This is a genomic window from Candidatus Neoehrlichia procyonis str. RAC413, from assembly GCF_000964795.1.
GTDB classification, from domain to species: domain Bacteria; phylum Pseudomonadota; class Alphaproteobacteria; order Rickettsiales; family Anaplasmataceae; genus Neoehrlichia; species Neoehrlichia procyonis.
This window is the reverse complement of record NZ_LANX01000001.1, coordinates 761,982-782,232: the sequence shown is the minus strand read 5'-3', so window position 1 is coordinate 782,232 and position 20,251 is coordinate 761,982. Positions and strand designations below refer to the sequence as shown.

General features: G+C 28.3%; 9 protein-coding genes. 5 read left to right on the top strand and 4 right to left on the bottom strand.

The window, feature by feature from the left end; genetic code table 11:
* Nucleotides 1-157: 157 nt before the first annotated feature.
* The 3 genes from NLO413_RS02845 to secG all read right to left on the bottom strand — a co-directional run bounded on the left by NLO413_RS02845 (nt 158) and on the right by secG (nt 5,370).
* A complete protein-coding gene (locus NLO413_RS02845) occupies nt 158-2,371 on the bottom strand; it encodes a midas domain-containing protein (RefSeq protein WP_045809006.1) in 2,214 nt (737 codons plus the stop codon).
* Nucleotides 2,372-3,417: 1,046 nt separating this feature from the next.
* On the bottom strand, nt 3,418-5,043 hold the full coding sequence (locus NLO413_RS02840; protein WP_045809005.1) for a CTP synthase: 1,626 nt from the start codon (nt 5,041-5,043) through the stop codon (nt 3,418-3,420).
* 9 nt (nt 5,044-5,052) lie between these two features.
* Nucleotides 5,053-5,370: a preprotein translocase subunit SecG gene (secG, locus tag NLO413_RS02835; RefSeq protein WP_045809004.1), complete on the bottom strand. Its 318-nt coding sequence runs from the start codon at nt 5,368-5,370 to the stop codon at nt 5,053-5,055.
* Nucleotides 5,371-6,066: 696 nt separating this feature from the next.
* On the opposite strand from secG, the gene NLO413_RS02830 reads away from it, so the two are divergent.
* Complete coding sequence (locus NLO413_RS02830) at nt 6,067-7,002, top strand: tyrosine recombinase (RefSeq protein ID WP_045809003.1); 936 nt, start codon at nt 6,067-6,069, stop codon at nt 7,000-7,002.
* Nucleotides 7,003-7,977: 975 nt separating this feature from the next.
* Here the strand turns inward: NLO413_RS02830 and NLO413_RS02825 are convergent.
* A complete protein-coding gene (locus NLO413_RS02825; RefSeq protein ID WP_045809002.1) occupies nt 7,978-8,652 on the bottom strand; it encodes an ABC transporter ATP-binding protein in 675 nt (224 codons plus the stop codon).
* Between the two features lie 1,253 nt (nt 8,653-9,905).
* Here NLO413_RS02825 and NLO413_RS04905 point away from each other — a divergent pair.
* The 4 genes from NLO413_RS04905 (at nt 9,906) to lnt (ending at nt 20,053) form a co-directional block, all read left to right on the top strand.
* The gene (locus NLO413_RS04905) at nt 9,906-12,119 is read left to right on the top strand and encodes a hypothetical protein (protein WP_198138896.1); all 2,214 of its coding nucleotides are present in this window, start codon (nt 9,906-9,908) and stop codon (nt 12,117-12,119) included.
* Nucleotides 12,120-13,215: 1,096 nt separating this feature from the next.
* Nucleotides 13,216-15,459: an NADP-dependent malic enzyme gene (locus tag NLO413_RS02815; protein WP_045809001.1), complete on the top strand. Its 2,244-nt coding sequence runs from the start codon at nt 13,216-13,218 to the stop codon at nt 15,457-15,459.
* A gap of 94 nt (nt 15,460-15,553) precedes the next feature.
* Complete coding sequence (locus NLO413_RS02810; protein ID WP_045809000.1) at nt 15,554-18,172, top strand: AsmA family protein; 2,619 nt, start codon at nt 15,554-15,556, stop codon at nt 18,170-18,172.
* A 339-nt stretch (nt 18,173-18,511) separates the two neighbouring features.
* Nucleotides 18,512-20,053 carry an apolipoprotein N-acyltransferase gene (lnt, locus tag NLO413_RS02805; protein WP_052690377.1) on the top strand — a complete coding sequence of 514 codons (1,542 nt, stop codon included), beginning with the start codon at nt 18,512-18,514 and terminating at the stop codon, nt 20,051-20,053.
* Nucleotides 20,054-20,251 lie beyond the last annotated feature (198 nt).

Genomic DNA, 20,251 nt, shown 5'->3' with positions numbered 1-20,251 from the left:
GATATACAGCGTTAATTAAGAAATATCAATCAAAAACAATCTTCTGGCATTTATATATTTAAAATAAGTAAATAGTTATTTATAAACATAAAAACATAACTTACAGGATGGCAAGGACAAAGTCCTGCCATCATAGCTGTTATTAATGTGAGCTTTTTTATACAATAACAATATCTGAAGTAGCCTGTGGTATACCATCATTTATGTTTGTGCTAAAACTATCGCTTTGGCTTAAATCACTTTTTTCAGGATAACCTTCAAGGGTTAGAATTTCTTGTTGAAGAACATCTGTTTCTAATGCATCAGCGGCAAGTAGAGTTTGCTCATTACCACCACTGTCCTCTAAAAATACACTGTCGTTAGTAGTTATTTTTACATTGGAACTTTCTAAGGTAGCTGTTGATACTACTTCGTCAGAAGGAAGTGATAGAGTATCTACTAGCTCAGTATCACTTTGTTCCAAAGTTTCAGATTGAGAACTCTCGGTGATGTCAGGGGTACTTGAGATAGTTGTTTGATCCTGATCAGTTGGCGATTGTATATTATCATTAGTATCTGTTGCAGTTTCACCAATACTCTGCTCATCAGAAGTAGTTATAGATGTATTTACTGGTTCAATGCTACTTTGTTCTGAATTGTTGTTTGTACTGGTATCAGATATGCTACTACTTATGCCATTAAGATTATCGTTTTGTTTTAAATCACTTTCTTCAGGGTGACCTTGGGTTAGAATTTCTTGTTGAAGAACATCTGTTTCTAATGCATCAGCGGCAAGTAGAGTTTGCTCATTACCACCACTGTCCTCTAAAAATACACTGTCATTAGTAGTTACTTTTACATTGGAACTTTCTAAGGTAGCTGTTGATGCTACTTCGTCAGAAGGAAGTGATAGAGTATCTACTAGCTCAGTATCATTTTGTTCCAAAGTTTCAGATTGAGAACTTTCGGTGATGTCAGGGGTACCTGAAATAATTGTTTGATCCTGATCAGTTGGCGATTGTATATTATCGTTAGTATCTGTTGCAGTTTCACCAATACTCTGTTCATCAGAAGTAAGTATAGATTGAGTATTTACTGGTTCAGTGCTACTTTGTTCTGAATTGTTATTTGTACTTGTATCAGATATGCTACTACTTATGCCATTAAGATTATCGTTTTGTTTTAAATCACTTTCTTCAGAGTGATTGTCAGGGGTTAGAGTTGTTTGAAGAATACCTTCTTCTAATGTATCTTCGGAGGTAGGTAGAGTTTGCTCATCACCACTGTGCTCTAAAGTACTATTTTCGGATTTATGGCTTTTGCTAATGCTGGGAGTACTTGAAATCATTGAGTGAGCCTGATCAATTATAGATTCTGTATTATATACAAAAAATACATTATCATCAGTGGTCATTATAGATACTGTATCATTTACATTGGAACTTTCTGAGGCATCTGTCGATACTGCTTCGTCAGAAGTAGGTGATTGAGTATTTACTAGCTCAGTATCACTTTGTTCCAAAGTTTCAGATTGAGAACTTTCGGTGATGTCAGGGGTACCTGAGATAGTTGTTTGATCCTGATTAGTTGGCGATTGTATATTATCGTTAGTATCTGTTATAGTTTTATTAATACTCTGCTCATCAGAAGTAGGTGATTGAGTATCTACTAGTTCAGTATCACTTTGTTCCAAAGTTTCAGATTGAGAACTTTCGGTGATGTTAGGGGTACCTGAGATAGTTGTTTGATCCTGATCAGTTGGCGATTGTATATTATCGTTAGTATCTGTTGTAGTTTTATTAATACTCTGCTCATCAGAAGTAGGTAGTTGAATATCTACTGACTCAGTATCACTTTGTTCCAAAGTTTCAGATTGAGAACTTTCATTGATGTTAGAAATACTTGAGATAGTTGCTTGATCCTGATCAGTTGGCGATTGCATATTATCGTTAGTATCTGTTGCAGTTTTATTAATACTCTGCTCATCAGAAGTAGGTAGTTGAATATCTACTGACTCAGTATCATTTTGTTCCGAAGTTTCAGATTGAGGGCTTTCGTTAATGTTAGAGGTACTTGAGATAATTGTTTGATCCTGATCAGTTGAAGATTGTATATTATCATGAATATCTGTTGCAGTTTCACCAATACTCTGTTCATCAGAAGTAGGTATAGATTGAGTATTTACTGGTTCAGTGCTACTTTGTTCTGAATTGTTGTTTTTGCTCATATCAGATATACTTGATTTATTTTGATTAATAGGGGATTTTGTGCTATTTGAAGCTGTAACGTTCTTATTCTGTGACCATAGCAATGATTCATCACGCAGTACTGGATCTATGAATTGTTTTATAAACCCAAACAACAATGATTTTGTATTAGTATTATTACTCATACTAGCACCCTTTATTTTAGATTAATTAAAAAATGATATACTCAAATAATATACATAGCAAGGTAATAGTATATTATCTACAAGAGAAAATAATTATAATTAAATTACTGTTAACTCTGGTGTAATATGCTATAGCCCTACGTAATATTTTAAGTATTCTAAAATGTGAACTATGATATGAAGTTGTATTTATTGTAGTTTAACTTTCATCACTACGTAGTGAAGCAAATGAGAAAAAAGCTTATATATGCTATAATGGCAACTTTTTGTGCTTAAAAAGTTATAGTTGTAGACTTCCTTGATTATATGTATCAATAGTAATAATAGTTAATTTAGTTATTAGTGTTAGGTGTATAATTAGAGAACATGCTTTTTTTAATGGGTCAGCTGAGATTAATGGTAGTATGATGTGTGCGATTTTCAATAATGAAAGAATTCTCTGGTATATTTATGTGTATAAATTATAGATTAGATGCGCTGTAATATATTTTACTTACCAATTATTTACTACACATACATAGTTAATGTTCTTGTATTTTGAGGAGTAGGTTATAATTACTTTTTTATGGTTTTAAAATGCTTAGAATGTTGAAAAAGTTGTAACAATTTGAAATTCAAATTTGTTTATTATAAATGTATGTTACACTCAGTAATTTCGAAAATTAAAAAGTAACATAAATTTGATACTGTTGTGTGCTAAATGTTATGTGTGTAACACTAATGTGACAGTAATACACAGCATGTTTGTATACCATTAGATTGTTTAGTATTTTGTTAGGTATGTTGATATTATTTATGGTATATTGGCCGGTAAATAGTTGATAGTATTTATGTATCATAATAAAATACTATGCAAATTTATAATGTGCAATGTTACTTAAGAATATCATGTAATTTTTTATAATTAGGTTGAATTTGAATATTAGATTGTCATAATAGATAAGTTGAAATCTTTTTTAACCACATACTTTTTATTGTGAGTAACTCATAGTAAAATTGATATAGATACTTGTTATAATCTTTTAGCTATTCACAAAAATGTTATTTTAAGAATTTTTATTCTGCTTTAAAATAAGAGCATCACGGATAAAGTGATAAAAAAGAGGATGTGGGGTAAATGGGCTAGATTTAAATTCTGGATGAAATTGTACTCCGATAAACCATGGATGATGAGGTAGTTCTATTACTTCCATAATTTTTTCATCTTCTGAGATACCAGTAAAAGTTAAACCATGCTTTTGTAAAATATTTACATATTTAAGATTAACACTATATCTATGTCTTTGCCTTTCTTGAATTATTAATTTTTTATATATAGATGCAATTTTAGAGTTAGGAGTAAGGTGACAAGTATAAGATCCTAGTCTCATGTTACCACTCATATGATGTTGATTATTTTGGTGTACCTTTGGCAACTCTTCTATTACAGGATTTTTGCAGTTAAGATCAAACTCTGTAGAATTTACATTCTCTAATTTTGCAACTTGTATTGCGAATTCTATGATTGCGAGCTGCATTCCCATGCATATACCTAAAAATGGAATGTTATTTATGCGTGCATGAGTTATAGCAAATAATTTACCCTCAGAGCCATCATCTCCAAATCCTCCCGGAATCAAGATGGCATGTATATTGTCAAAATCTGATATTTGAGTTGGTGCTCGTGCATTTATCCATTTTATAGATAATTTTACTTTATTATATATAGCTGCATGCTCTAGAGCTTCTATAAGAGATTTATATGCGTCAAGTAATTTTATGTATTTGCCTACAATTGCAATATTTAATGTTTCGTGAGATGATGCTATTGTATTTAATATATTATGCCACTGCATTAATTGTGGTTCAGGGGTATTGATGCTGAAATGTTGTAGTATTTGAGTATCAAGCTTGTAGTTATAGTATGAAAGTGGTAACTTGTATATATTTTTTACGTCGAGTGCAGGTATGATATTTGAAGGTAGTACATTACAAAAATTTGCTATTTTATTGCTTTGTTCTTGCGATAATGGCATTTTACTACGATATAGAATTATGTTTGGTTGTATGCCAATAGAGCTTAATTCTTTAACAGAATGTTGTGTTGGTTTAGTTTTTAGTTCTTTTGTAGCATTAATATATGGTACTAAGGTTAAGTGTACAAATATAGTTTTATCTTTACCTAGCTTGTATCCGATTTGTCTTATTGATTCGAGGAACGGTTGACTTTCAATATCTCCAACAGTTCCTCCTATTTCACAAATAATAAAATCTGCGTTTTGATCATTATATAGAATAAAAGAATTAATTAAATCTGTTACATGAGGTATTACTTGTACAGTTTGTCCTAAATAATCTCCACGTCTTTCTTTAGTTAGTAGCTGGTGGTATACTTTTCCGGCTGTTATGCTGTCATTCTTTGTAGCATTAATGCCAGTAAAGCGTTCGTAGTGACCTAAATCAAGATCAGTTTCAGCTCCGTCATCAGTAATAAAGACCTCCCCATGTTGTATTGGGCTCATTGTTCCTGGATCAATGTTAAGGTATGGGTCTAACTTTCTTAGACAAATTTTAAATCCACGTGCTTGAAGTAATGCACCAATTGTTGCTGCTGCTAATCCTTTTCCTAAAGAAGAGACAACTCCTCCAGTAATAAAGATAAAGCGTGCAGAAGAAGATCCTTTATTTAACATGTAACTTTATTAATAAAATGGAACTTTTTCTTCATTATTATCGGGAGTTTTGTTTGATTTTTTAACACTGGCTTCATTAGTAATGGAGTTTTCATGTAACGATTTAGAACTGATTCCAACTAGAAGCAACGTATTTATGATGAATGCAGCTGCAACAACCCCTGTAAGCTTGCTAGTAAAGCTTGATGAAGAACTTTTCGTAAATATTGATCCTAAATTATACTGTGAGCTACTAAAACTACTCAGACTGTCAGATTCAGGAGGTTGTAATAACACTAAAACTACTAATAAGAAAACTAAAAGTATTTGTATAATTGTTAATAACATGCTTACTTACTAAGTATAAATAACTTATCAAAGGCTATATTATTTATGAAGTTGAGTCAAGGGTTGTTGATGATATATAGTTTTTATCATCAAATAAATGTAACAATATTACTGTTGAGTGAGTCATTACTCATATATATAATGTTTTTTTAGTTATGTAAATAATAGAATTTTAATTAATATGATGAAAAGAAATATTGTGAAGATTTGCGCGTAAACTAGTATTGAATCTTAATAGTTAAGATTTTGCCTTTTATTAGTAAAATAATAACAATAAGCAAGTATGAACTGTGATAAAGCTATTTTTATATACAATATAAACTACTTATTTATATGTAAATTTGTAGTGCAATGTAGTTATATAATAATTTTTGATTAACGTAAAGTGGTAAGCCTTATGTTGAGAATTTATTGTAAAATTTTTAGTGTTGACTTTAGTATTGTTATACGCTAGTGCGACTTTCTATGTAGAACATTACGGTTGACTACTAGTAATTAAAAGTGCATACTGGTAACAGTTGTAATTTTTCCTTTTTATAATGAAGATTAATCTTAAATACAAAAAGAAAATGTTATTGGTTATTATAATAATGGTATTATGCTTGCTTGTATATTATAAGATATCCAATAATGCAAGTTTTATATCTACAAAAGTGCAGAAGGAAATAAATATAAGTTTAATCGATAAACCAGTAAATGAATAATCAATATTTTCTAGATATCTTTTTTGAGTCGTTGATTGCTGAGAAGTATGTGTCTTTTAATACTTACAAAAGTTATAAAGTTGATTTGCTTGGTTTATGTAAATTTTTGGATGATAATAAATTAAACATTACTAATGCTAGTGTTGAATCATTGCGTTTATATGTAAGATTTTTGTACAATAAAAAATATAGAGCTAGTTCTATTGCAAGGAAGATCTCTGCAATCAAAAGCTTGTATAAATTCTTATACAGTGATCGTACAATAAATTACAATCCTGCAATGTATCTTGATACATTAAAAATATCTTCTTCACTTCCTAAAATATTAAGTGTTGATGAAATTGGAAAGTTACTTAAAACTGCTGGAAGTGATGATTCTCCGGAAGGAAAAAGAATGAATGCAATAATTAATATATTGTATTCTTCGGGTATTAGAGTATCTGAACTTACACATCTTGGTTTTTATGAAATAGATTCAGTACTGAAAGAGCAGCATTCAGAAGTTAAGTATTTGATTATTAGAGGTAAATCTGGTAAAGAGAGGTTAGTCTTATTAAATGCTACTGCAGTTGATAGTATTAAGGAATATGTAAAAATACGAAAATTGTTTATTACAAAAAAAAATGTAGATTCTCAATGGTTATTTCCAGGTGCGAAATTTGATCAATGTATTACTAGACAAAGAATTGGTCAATTGCTTAAAGAATTAGCAAATAAGTCTGGAATGGACTCAGATATAGTATCACCTCATAAAGTTAGACACTCTTTTGCTACACACTTATTGAATAATGGATCTAATATTGTTTTTATACAAAAGATGTTAGGACACTCTAATTTATCTACAACGCAAATTTATACCTATGTTGCTAATGACAGATTGAGAGATGTGTTGCTAAAATATCATCCGTTAGCGAAAAATATAAAATAGCTTTTAAATTTTAGGTTTTGCTAAAGATTCGTTATAAAAATACATTTTATATGCATCTTAATTATGACGAGATACATAAGAGGTTGCACTTATAGTTATAGTAATGATGATTGTCTTTTATATTTGTTAGTTACTTGTTATAAGATCTTTATTGCGTGTTATAGTTTACGTAGCAAGATATCTTTATTTTTTAGTAAAATATATATACATTTTATGATATGTAGTGATATATTTAAAGTTTTTGATTGTAATCTAAAAAATTGTTTATTGATAAAAGTAACTTTAAATATAAAACAAAAAATTACTTATAAATGTGTTAATGTTTTTAAAAGCATGGTACAGTAATTGTATATTTTAAATCAAAAAATTGTTTGCTATACAATGTGTTTATTATTATATATGCAGAATGTTAAAATGCTGTATTAGCTTTGTATTGTTATGAGGATAATATGAACTATTATCAATATTTATTTTTTACGTGAGTAAATAATATTATATGTGGTTTAATGCTATAGCAATAATCTAAGAAGTATTGGTAAACTAAGTAAAGTTACAACTATTAAATAATATATACATGAGATTATTTATATTTTTTTATCGTTCAATTAACAATGATGTAATTTATTTAAATAATAAGATAATGCACAATAAATAAAGAATATGTAATTTAATTACTTTCTAAGCCTTAATACTAATGTATAATTTATAATATTGGCCTATCTATTTTACCAAATTGATAATGACAAAGAATATTTTCCTTGGTTGTTATTTGTTATAAGTAAGATACGTACTTGATTATTTTACAAAGTGTTCAGATAAGTTTCTTAAGACTTATCAGACCTTATATATGGCTAGAATAATAAAATTACTACTTTATGTAGTTTGCATTAATAATGTTGTTGAGTAGTGTAATTTATGCATTTTCTACTGTGATATTATATTGATTTGTAAAAATTAATATGGGAAAAATATGATCTATCTTATTATATGGGTTGTATGAGATTTTAAATGTATAATAGAATCAGCGCTTTGCGCTAATTTATGATTATGAGTAACAATTAGGGCAGAGATATTTTTTTCCTTTACGTATTTGTGAAGTAAGGAAAAAACAGTTGCTGAAGTTTTTGGGTCTAAGCTTCCAGTAGGTTCATCAGCGAGTAATAATAATGGGCAATTAACCAATCCTCTAGCTATAGCTACTCTTTGTCTTTCTCCACCGGAAAGACTTGATATTAAAAATTTTTGTTTATTATATAAACCTACTTGTTCTAGAATAGAGCAAGCATTTTTTTTTGCGATAGGAAAACTGTAACCTTTTATTAGTTGAGGTAACATAACATTTTCTAATACAGAAAGTTCTTGTAATAGATGGTGAAATTGATAAACAAATCCTAATAAATTACGTCGTAAGAGCGTTTTTTTTTTGTTGTTTGCTGTTGAGCATTCAATATTGTTAATAATTACCTTTCCTGATGTTGGACTATCAAGAAGTCCTGCAATTTGTAATAACGTACTTTTACCTGATCCTGATGCTCCAATTAAGGCAATCATCTGCCCATGTGTAATGTTTATATTAGCATTTAATAGTACAGGTACTGAATTATTGGGGCCATAATGCTTGTTTATAGAGATAAGTTGCAATATATACACATTTCTAAATTAGAATATTACGGAATTTGAAGTATAAGTTATTTACTAATAATATGCAATTTAAACAGCAAAGGTAATTATTGTATTGATAATTAATATAGTTTGTACTTTATAGAATATGAACATTATCACTATGTTATGATTATCAATAAAAAGAACTTTTAATGAGATTTTAGTCCGATATATATTTATAATAATAGTGAGTTTAACATATATAACAAATTGCATATTATTAGTAAATAATTGTTTGTAGTTAATAGAGGGGTGGATTGATATGATGAATGTAAACGTATATATTGATCATATCAATTATACTATAATCCCATTTGAATATATGTAAAAGAGGTATACATATTTAATATATAACGCACGCATGCTATACACATTTGTTTGAGGAAAAATATTAGGTAAATGTAATCTGCGTATGAAATAGTATATTTAGTATTAATTATTTTTAATAGTAAGAATTATGGGGCTAATATTACTTATTTTCCTTAGCTAAATTGTGTGTTAATAAATTTCTTGGCATTTTTAGTATTAACCTTATTTATTGGACTTAATGAATGATTTTTTTTAAAATAGCCATTTTTGGTTGGATACTAAATTATTTTGTACAACTAATTTAAGCTAAGTACTAGCTTATTTAAAGTATATTTGTGTCATGAGTTAGAGTGTGAAGTTAATAGTTAAATTTTGTACAGATGGGTCTGGCAAGATGTAATTAATGATTTTATGAACTTGGTAATAAATATAATAGTTTAAGTGAATCTTAGTATGGGAATTATCATATAATTTGAAACTAGAATGCAAAATAAATAAGGTTTATAGAGCTGTAAAATTTAAGCAATTTTTTTTGTATAACAAGAATTTGATATATTAATTACATGTTGTAAGCTTGTATTTATTGTCTAACTATGCTTCATAACAGTTGACTATTATGTACAACATATTTGTGTTTTATAGTTTTAATCAACACAAAATAGCTTTTTAAAGAGAATATTTCTTTTTAGCAGTAATTGGAGATTGTGTAATTAAATTATATGTATACATTAACATATTAATAACTTGTAATAATATGAGTTCAATGTTAATATAGTTATAATTAAAATATTAAAAATATATATTGGAATTTTGAGTAAAAGTTATATATTTTTAACAATAAAAGTTAATTTCTTAATTACATAGATATAAAACTTAATGTTATCTTTTTTGTGTAAAATTAATTTTAGCTAAAATATTGTGTGGTATTAACAGTGAAAGTTGATGGAAAGGAATTACAAATTTTAAATATACAAGTGCTAAGTGAACAAATCAAAAAAATACAATCTTTTTTTCAACCTTGTACTATACAATTTTATAATAATGTTCCTGAGTATGTTGATAATTTAATAAAAAGAGGTGTTAAACGTTATCACGTAAATATGTATCAGGATGCTATTGTAAAGTTGCGTGATGCAAAGGAAGCATTAATTTGTTATAATATTATTAATAAAGAAAATATTAAAAATATTACTTTTAAGAGTATAGATTTCTATATTGCTAAGTGTTATTTAGAGCAAGGTGAATACTGTAAAGCAAAAATTCTTTTAGAAGCATGCTTTGATGAATATGTAAGTTGTGGTTTTTTTGATATTCATAGTTCTTTTCATGTTAATAGTATAAGAGAATTTTCCAGTATTGAAGATTTTCCATGTGCCGAAAATGCAGCAAATTTTCTAGCATATATTTATTGGAGATTAGGGGAGGTATATAAGAAAATTCGGGAAAAGGAAGTTATTATAAAATCTAATAATGCCACTTACCTTGATAGATTAAGTGCTAATCTATTGTTAGGTGCTATTTACCAGTTTTTTTATACATATTATACATCTAAAATTGATATTGAGCATAATCAGCAAATGCATGTAGGTAAGCATGTGGGGTTAGAATATTTATTTAAAAGTATAAAATGTTATAACGATGCTTATGAGTTAGAGCAAGGTCCTTTAGATAAAGATGCATATATTGTTGAGCAACGTGAAGTAGGGGTGTCTTGTAAAAGAAAACTAGGTACGCATAATTTACAGCAATGTGTTGCTATAATAGCACATGATCCTATGACAAAAAAAACAGCCCTTGGTCATTTTGATAGATTTTCTCTTCCACAATCCATTACTGATAATATATTAAGTAATTTTGTGTATGGTACAAAGATAAACTTATATTTAGTAGGTGCAAGGCATTATTACAATATCGTAAGTATGGATAATGTACGCAAAATATTAACAGAAATAATAAGAGTAGATAAACTTTGGGATATAGACATAAAGGGTGCAGATATATTATATAAAATGGATTTAAAGACAGGTCAAAAAATTAATATTCCTTCAGCTATTGTATTTGATCCTAATACTGGTATTTTATCTCATGCTATTCCTACGATGTATGATGGGTATTATAGTAGTAGGTTTGTAAAATTTTTGATGTTTGCTGAGGAAAATCAAGTTATAGATGGCGCTTGTCCAATGACGGTTACTAATTTTGATAATTTGCAAGATGTTAGGTTTACCTTTGAAGAACGAACAGCTCTTATGTCATTATTTGTAAAAACTATTAATATACAGTGCTATGGTCAACGAGCTTGGTCCTCTAGATTAAATAAATGTCCTTATCTTAAAGTAGCGATAAGTGTTTTTCCTATATCTTTTATTATATCTTCGTTAAAAAGAAAAAATAATGCTAGTTCATATGTGAAATATAGTGCTAATGATTGTGAAATGTATGATTTATTGAATGGTTCACATATTTATGAGAAGTCTTTTTTAGAAGTATTATTATTTTTTAGTGAAGGCGTACCTATAGTTAAGGTGGTACCTCAGTTATTTAAATTTTTTAGTGATCATTTAAAGAGAAAGCCGTCTCATGCTAATGATCAAAGTGAGATTGACTCAAAACGTAATAAGCTTGTTACAAATAGTGGGCTTTTTATAAATAAAAAAATTGCACTAATAAATGAGCATGTATGTATAGAAAATGCTTTAAGTTTAAAAAATGATAAAAATGTACACAATAGTATAAATTATATTAAATCTTCTAATATTAGCGAAATATTTGAACAAAAAACTATTGTAAATAAAGAAATAAAAGAGGAGTTATCTTTTTATAAAAGTCAAACAAAAGGTACATTACAATTTTATAATGATACAAATTGTACACGTAAAGTCCCCTTAGAGCATGAAACTTGTCAAAATGATAATAATGAGGGGGGGGGGAGTTTATTAAGAGAAAGCTTGCAGCGTAGTCAAAAAACCTCATTAAATTATAATACATTAAAGACAATAAACGACAATATGAAATTTGTGTGTAAAAATGATGCAAATTTATCTCAAGATATAACTAGTAAAACATTAGTAGAGCAGCATACGAGAAATATTGAGTTAATTTCAATATCTTCTTGTATGTGTAATACTAAAGTTCAGAATATTTAGAAAAGTTATTAGTAAGAAATTTATATAAACATTTATTTATTCTTATAAGTTATTTAACCATTATTTATGTTAGAACATTATTTACAGATTGAGTTCTTTTAAGTTATCTAAAAGTGTTTGTTTGTAATATTTAACAGTCTCTGAGATTATGGTTGTGCTGTGTTACATATGATATTAAAACTATGATAGTAAGTTAATTTATGTAGAATTATTTTTATGTATTGTGTGGTTTTACCATATGAAGCTTAAGTATATGTGTGTAAATAACTATAAAAGTTGAACATACTAAGTTTTATGGTGCTATTATATAAATAACTGCGGTGGTTGTTTATATTGGGGTTATTTATAAGGTTTGATGAGCTTTATGGTGCTTTGTAAGATAATCAAGTTATATGTCTGATATTTTGTTGTATATACTGAAATATTGATGGTGTCTAATTTGATTATAAAGATAGAATAATTTTTTTGTCTTATTAGTCTAATATAATGGATAAAGCAATAGTATGTTTAAGGTTAGTATATATAGTTTAAATGGTTATATTAGCGATCTTATTAAGATATAGAAAGTAAATCAATGGGGTTTTGTACATAATCCTATTACTTAATAAATTACACTATTATTAGTTGATCTATAAAAGATATATATATCATTAGGTTCTTAATGTTGAATGTTCTTTTATTAGTATTTAGTGTAAGCCATATATAATGTTACTTATTATGTGGTCAATGTATGCTTTATAATTTATATTTTTACTATCTATAAATATGGGTTAATGATTGATGAAAAGGTGTGTTATAAGTTTATAACTGGCTGTTATTTTTAGAATGAGTTGATTTTGTCATTATAGCAGTGAGATTGTTTACTGTTTCATCGATGTTAAGGAAAATAAGTATAGAAACTTTATAACTATTTTTTTAAGTAATATTTAAGAAGTTTGATTATAAGTTGCTATGTGAGAAGTTTAATAGTGATTATTTTTGTTATTTTAAAAGGATATTGTTTTTATTTTGATGACTTTTGCATATTTAGCTATTGCTAGCTGTGTAGGAAAAGGTTATTTATGTTACATCTTTTATGTATTTAGAGTAGTAACTTATGGAGAAAGATAGAGAAGCTCTTAGATTTCATTCTAAATATGGTAAACCTGGAAAAGTTTCTTTACTTCCCACAAAACCTTTAGTGACGCAGCAAGATCTATCATTGGCTTATTCTCCTGGTGTTGCTGTTCCATGTTTAGAGATAGCCTCTCGCCCTAGTGCAGTATATGAATATACTGCAAAAGGTAATTATGTTGCAGTTATTTCTAATGGGACTGCTGTTTTAGGTCTTGGTAATATAGGTCCATTAGCATCTAAACCAGTAATGGAAGGTAAGGCTGTTTTATTTAAGAGATTTGCTGATATAGATGCAATTGATATAGAAGTTAATACTGAAAATGTTGAAGAATTTATCAATGCAGTTAAGTATTTAGGATTAAGTTGGGGAGGAATAAATTTAGAAGACATAAAGGCTCCAGAATGTTTCATTATTGAAGAAGAACTAAGTAAATTGATGGACATTCCAGTATTTCATGATGATCAACATGGTACTGCCATTATCATTTTAGCTGGTATTATTAATGCTCTTGATATTACTGGTAAAAGCTTTTCTAATGTCAAAATAGTTGTTAATGGTGCAGGTGCTGCTGGAATTGCATGTGTTGAAATGCTAAAGTGTGTGGGTGTGCCTAATGATAATATAGTATTGTGTGATCAAAATGGAGTTATATATAAGGGTAGGCAACTTGGGGTTAATCCATGGAAGATGAAGCATGCTGTTGATACAAACGATAGAACCTTAAAAGATGCTATGATTGGTGCAGATATATTTATTGGATTGTCTGTGCGGGATGTGTTAAATCGTGAAATGTTATTGTCTATGAACAAGCATCCTATAATTTTTGCTTTAGCAAATCCTGATCCTGAAGTGAATCCTAATTTTGTTAGAGAAGTTCTTCCTGATGCAATTATAGCAACTGGTAGGTCAGATTATAATAATCAAATTAATAATGTTATGGGGTTTCCATATATTTTTCGTGGTGCTTTGGATGTACATGCAACATCAGTTAATTATGAGATGAAAATTGCTGCATCAAATGCTATTGCTATGTTAGCTAGAGAAATTGTGAGCGATGAGGTATTAGATGCTTATGGCGGTCGTAAAATGATTTATGGCAAAGAATATATCATTCCTACGCCTTTTGATCCAAGATTAATTACTGTAGTATCTCCAGCAGTTGCTAAGGCTGCAATTGAATCAGGAGTTGCAAGAAAAGGTATAGAAAATTGGGATGAGTATACTAAAGAGCTAAGTTGTAGGATATCTTCAACAGCTAACACTTTAAATTTAATATATGGTTCTGTTAGAAGTAATCCAAAAAAGATCATCTTTTCAGAAGGTGAAGAAGATAAAGTTATTAGAGCTGCTTTACAATGGTATAGTAACGGGTATGGTATTCCGATATTAGTGGGTCGTACTGATAAAGTTATGAAAGGTCTTAATAATATTGGTATAAAAGAAAAGCCAGAAGGTATTATTATAGCAAATGCAGCAATATCAAATCGTAATGATGAATACATAAATTACATGTATAATAAACTACAAAGAAAAGGTTATTTGTATCGTAGTTGTATACGTGATGTAAAAACTGATCGTAATATTTTTGCTGCATGTATGTTAGCTTGTGGTGACGGAGATGCTTTAATAACTGGTATAACAAGGGGCTATACTGATTCATTGTGTGACATACAAAAAATTATAAGTTCACAAGAAATAGTTTTTGGATTATCAATTGTAATGTTAAAGAATCGTACAATATTTATTGCAGATACTGCAATTAATAAGTGTCCTACTTCTGAACAATTGGTAAGTATAGCAATTAAATCTGCTGCTAAGGCTAAACAAATGGGGCATGATCCAAAAGTTGGGTTTATTTCTTTTTCAAATTTTGGTAGTCATTGTCAAGAAGAATCTAGGAAAATAAAAGAGTGTATGAATATTATTAGTAAACGTAATGTTAATTTTGAATATGATGGTGAAATATCGGTTGATGTGGCTCTTAATCCTCAATTATTGTCTTTGTATCCGTTTTGTCGTCTTACTGGTTCAGCTAATGTTTTAATTATGCCTAACCTTGATAGTGCTAGTATATCTTCAAAATTGTTGCAGGAAGCTGGTAATGTATCAGTTATTGGACCTATTTTGATGGGTATGGAAAAATCTGTGCAAATTGTTCAAATGTCGGCTTCAGTATCTGAAATTCTTAATCTTGCTATCTTATCAACATTGGCAGATAATTAGTTTTTATTTTAAAATTTGCATTTTTTGCATTTCTTTTTATACCTTGTTAAGAATATTTAGTGTAAAAAATTAAGGATGCATTTTTGGTATATTGATGAAGTTTGTGGTATATTTGTGCTGTACTATTTTTGTTTTAGTACTAGGTTTATTAGCGTTGCCTCTTGTAATTGATTGGAATGTGTATTTTGGACCTTATATATTTAAACAATTAGAAAAAATAAATAATACAAGCGTAAAAATAGTTGGTGAATTTAGTGGTAGTTTTATATTTCCAAAAATTATAGTACGTAACTTATACATGGAGTATGACACAAATTTGTCTGGAAAAGCGGATGTTGTATTAGTTGATAAATTAGAATTAGACGTATCCTTTGTATCACTAATTTCTTTTTCTCCAAAAATTAAATCTATAACAGCTTATGGGTTAAAGTCTACAATCGATGGGTTGAAAAATACTCTGTCATTAAAAAGTAATAATAGTGTTAGATCAATTAGTATTATTGATAGTGTTATTAATACTAGTAGTGATGGCTCTTCTTTTAATAATAAAGTTGTTACTATTTATAATAGTACCATTAAATCTACAAAGGACAGGATAATAGTTAATGCATTATTGCAAATGGGAAAGAGTGATTATCAACTAACTTCTTATATGTATATGAACAAAAAAGGTCGTATTAGTAAAGCTAATATAGCTATGAAGTCTAATGTTACTAAATTAACGTTGTTAAGTGATGATAAGGCTGATAATACAGACAAATTTAGTGGCTTACTAACAATTGAATCAAGTAATTTTTCAGAATTTATTAACGATATCTCGGAAACAAAAAAGACCTCCATATTTTCTTTTATTACTTCACAAGAAAAATTTCATTTATCTGCAAATGTTTTAATTGAGGATTCAAAATTTAATTTTAATGATGTAAAAATTGTTTCAAAAAGTATAGAAGGTGATGCCAATATTCAGTGTAATAGTTACTCATCTTGTATGACAGATATTAATCTTACAAAAATTGATGTTGATAGTTTAACTTCTAGTAATGGTGATTTATATTACGAGTATGGAAAATCATCGCAAATATTGGATCATTTTAATATATTTATTTCTGATTCATCTCAAATAAAAGTCAATGCGACAGTAAAAGATTTAAAATATAATAACAGAATAATTCATGACTTATTAATTGATATTATTATATTAGATGGTAAGATAAGTGTGAATAAATTTCAAGCAAAGCTTCCCGGAAATAATAATAGACTTTATGTTTATGGTGATGCTGTTAGTTCTAATGTAGTTTCTAAATTTAATGGAATGATTAAAATTTATGGGGATGATTTGGATGTTTTGATACAGTGGTTAATGCCATTTGAGGCGCATAAAGAAAGTAAAAATAATAAATTTATACTGCATAGTAATTTATATATAGCTCCGCGTATATTTTCGCTTACAAACATAAAAATGATAACAAGTAACATTGGAAATATGAAAGGAGACTTAAAAATCAAGTATGGGAGAAATAAGGGAAATGTTATTGGAAATATAAATGTTAAAGATTTTGATTGTGGCTACTATAATATGATTCGAGATTTTAACATTGAAGAAAATGTAATGTCATTAAAGTGGCTAAAGACATTGGGCTATAATGTTAAAATGGATGTTAGGTTTAGTGATATTTTGCTAAAACACAATACTACTGTAAAAGAGTTAAATTTTTTTGCTAATATTGCTAATAAAAAAATGAGCATAGAAAGAATACAATTTTCTGATGAATATGGATCTAATTTACAGGGATTTATGAGGGCTGTAATTTCTTCACATGATGTACGACCAAAAATATTATTACGTTTACAAGGTAGTAAATATGATAGTAACTTTATCAAATTACCGAAAATAATTAACGCGTTAATAGATAATGATAAAGTTATGCAAATTAAGTGGTCCAGTGATAAAATAAATTTTTTTGGATTAGATAATGTGGATGGTAGTATTGATATTAACGTAAAGCAGATAGTTTTTCAGAAAAATAGTATTAAAGATTTTCTGTTTTCTTCAGATCTGAGAGATGGATTGATGTCTATTAAAAAATTAAAATTTGAAGTAGATGAGGGAAATGTTGAGATTAATGGAAATGTAGGTATGGGCGATATACCGTCATTGTCAGCAGTGTTATCAATATCTAATATGCGGTTACAACATATAGTGCAGGGATTACATGTAACTGGTGTACAGGGTAATATTAGCCTTAGCGGTAGTTTAAAGACACAAGGTAAGAATTTGGTTGAATGGGCAGATGCATTAGATGGTAAAATAGAATTTATTGCTAGAGGTGTTAATATTAGTGACGTTAACTTTAATTTTTTTATCAAAAATTTATTTACAGTTCGCAGTAAATCTGATGTTGCGTCATTAGTAAAGGTATCTTTGTATAATGATAGTACTTTATTCAGTGCTGTGAGTGGTAAATCTGATGTTAAAAAAGGAACAGCTTTTTCTTCTATAGAATTTCAAATTGATAATGCAGTTGGTGTTATGTCGGCGAATTTTTCATTTGTACAGTTTTCAGTTATATCATTGTGTAGATTCTTCTTCGTACCACCAGGTGGGACATCTGCTGTAAATATAGATATGGATTTGCAAGGCTATATATGGCAACCTAAGATAACATTTAATATTGATAGCTTGTATGATTTAGCTCGCGATTATATTAATTGATATAATTGTATTTTTGGAAAGTTGCCACTGTTGTAACTAATTTCTTAGTTAAGCTAATTATATTATTGGTAATTAGGTTAATATGTAAGAAAGCTGCTTGTTCAAGGTTATAACGTAGTGGGTTTGTGTAAATTTTTTATATAAAAATATGTATTTTACATTAATCTATAACTTTAATTTATGTTATTGCAATAAATAGGTATAATATAATATTCTAAAAATGATATAAGAACCTGGAGCAAAGTATTAATTGAAGTATCCTTGAAATACAATATACTTTTGTATTATGTATTTTACAGCGTAGCTAATAATTTAAATCATTAATAAACGTATATAAGTATGTTACCTTATTTTGATAATAGTCATAATCGTACGTTATCAATGTTACTTGGAGTAATATGTACTTTGTCTATGCCGCCATTTTATAATTTTATAGGAATGGTTGTTTCTTTTTCTGGTTTTTATGTAATTTTAAAATATGTTAAAAATATTAAACAAGCTTTTCTTGTAGGATGGTGGTTTGGGTTTGGATACTTTTGTACAGGATTATATTGGTTAATTTTCCCATTATTGATTAAACCCGAGTTTTTTGGATATCTTGTTCCCTTTGCATTAATGGGGATACCTTTTATTTTATCTTCAAGTTTTGCAATATCTGCAGCTGTTATCTACTGGTTAGATGAGTGTAATTTATTTGGTGTAATAATTTATGCTTTAATGTTTACTATTGCTAATTGGGTATTAGAAGTCTTTTTTGGATTTCCATGGAATCTTTTTGCTTATGCGTGGTCTTTTTCAATAGAAATGTTACAAGCTGTGTCTATTGTTGGAACTTATGGTATGGTGTTTTTAGCAGTATTTTGTAGTGCTAGTATTGGTGCTTATATTTGTGATAAAAATAAAGTAGCTTGTGTTATATCTTTAATTTTAATAGTAAGTATGGGTTTTTATGGACAATTGCGGTTACAAGCAAAACAATCTTATGATGAAAATGTCTCTTTACGTATAGTGCAAGCAAACATTGATGTTAAAAAAATTCTTTTAGGAGATAAAGATATTTTATGTAATCACTTACGTCTAACGAATAAATTTAGTAAATACAAAATAATGTATACTATATGGCCTGAGAGTTCGATTTCTGATCCGGTTATTGAAAATAATATAGCATTTTGTGATAATCTAAAAAAACTCGAAACAGATTTTGTTATTGCTGGTGGATTAAGGGTGCATGTTGATAAGTACAGTAATAATGTACTATATTATAATAGTTTATTTGTTGTTGATAAGAGTGGTAAAGTAGTATCTTATTATGACAAGCGTCATTTAGTGCCTTTTGGAGAATATATTCCTTTTTTTAAACTTTTATCATGGATTATACCTAGTGCTGTTACCGGTAATTTTACTTCTGGCTCTGATGAAAATTCAATTATATCCTTGGATAATACTCCAAAGTTTGCACCATTGATTTGTTATGAATGCATATTTCCTAGTGAAGTTGTTGAACGATATCAGGATGCAAAGTGGTTAATTAATATTACAAATGATTCATGGTATGGTATTAGTTCACAGCCATATCAGCATTTTGAATTTAGCAGAATGAGAAGCATAGAAGGTGGAATTCCGGTAATAAGGGCTGCAAATAGCGGTATTTCTGCTGTTATTGATAGTTATGGTAGAATCGAGAAAATGCTGCCTTCTATGGCTGTGGGAATTATTGATACATATTTACCATTACATATTAATGGTGGTACAGTATATTCTCGCTATGTGTATCCGTATCGGATACTTAAAATAGTTGTAATTGTTATGCTTGTGTTTTGTGTTTTTAGAAAGTTACGAGTGTTGCATAAAGAAAGTATTGATACTAGTAAAATTTATTAATACTGAAGAATATATTTAAATAATTGTTTGTTAGTGATTTTCTAGAATATATTGTTTTAACTTAGTAACAATATTAATGTCTAACTATGTTTAATATTATAAAGTTTTTTTTATTAACAGTGATAATCATTAGGATGAGTGTATTTTAATATTTTGTAGTTTTTGTTGTAATTAATATGAGTGATGTTCTGTTTTTTA

Coding starts and splice junctions, on each gene's coding strand:
- NLO413_RS02845 (WP_045809006.1), bottom strand. CDS start 2,371: ATGAGTAATAATACTAATACAAAATCATTGTTGTTTGGGTTTATAAAA.
- NLO413_RS02840 (WP_045809005.1), bottom strand. CDS start 5,043: ATGTTAAATAAAGGATCTTCTTCTGCACGCTTTATCTTTATTACTGGA.
- secG (WP_045809004.1), bottom strand. CDS start 5,370: ATGTTATTAACAATTATACAAATACTTTTAGTTTTCTTATTAGTAGTT.
- NLO413_RS02830 (WP_045809003.1), top strand. CDS start 6,067: ATGAATAATCAATATTTTCTAGATATCTTTTTTGAGTCGTTGATTGCT.
- NLO413_RS02815 (WP_045809001.1), top strand. CDS start 13,216: ATGGAGAAAGATAGAGAAGCTCTTAGATTTCATTCTAAATATGGTAAA.
- NLO413_RS02810 (WP_045809000.1), top strand. CDS start 15,554: ATGAAGTTTGTGGTATATTTGTGCTGTACTATTTTTGTTTTAGTACTA.
- lnt (WP_052690377.1), top strand. CDS start 18,512: ATGTTACCTTATTTTGATAATAGTCATAATCGTACGTTATCAATGTTA.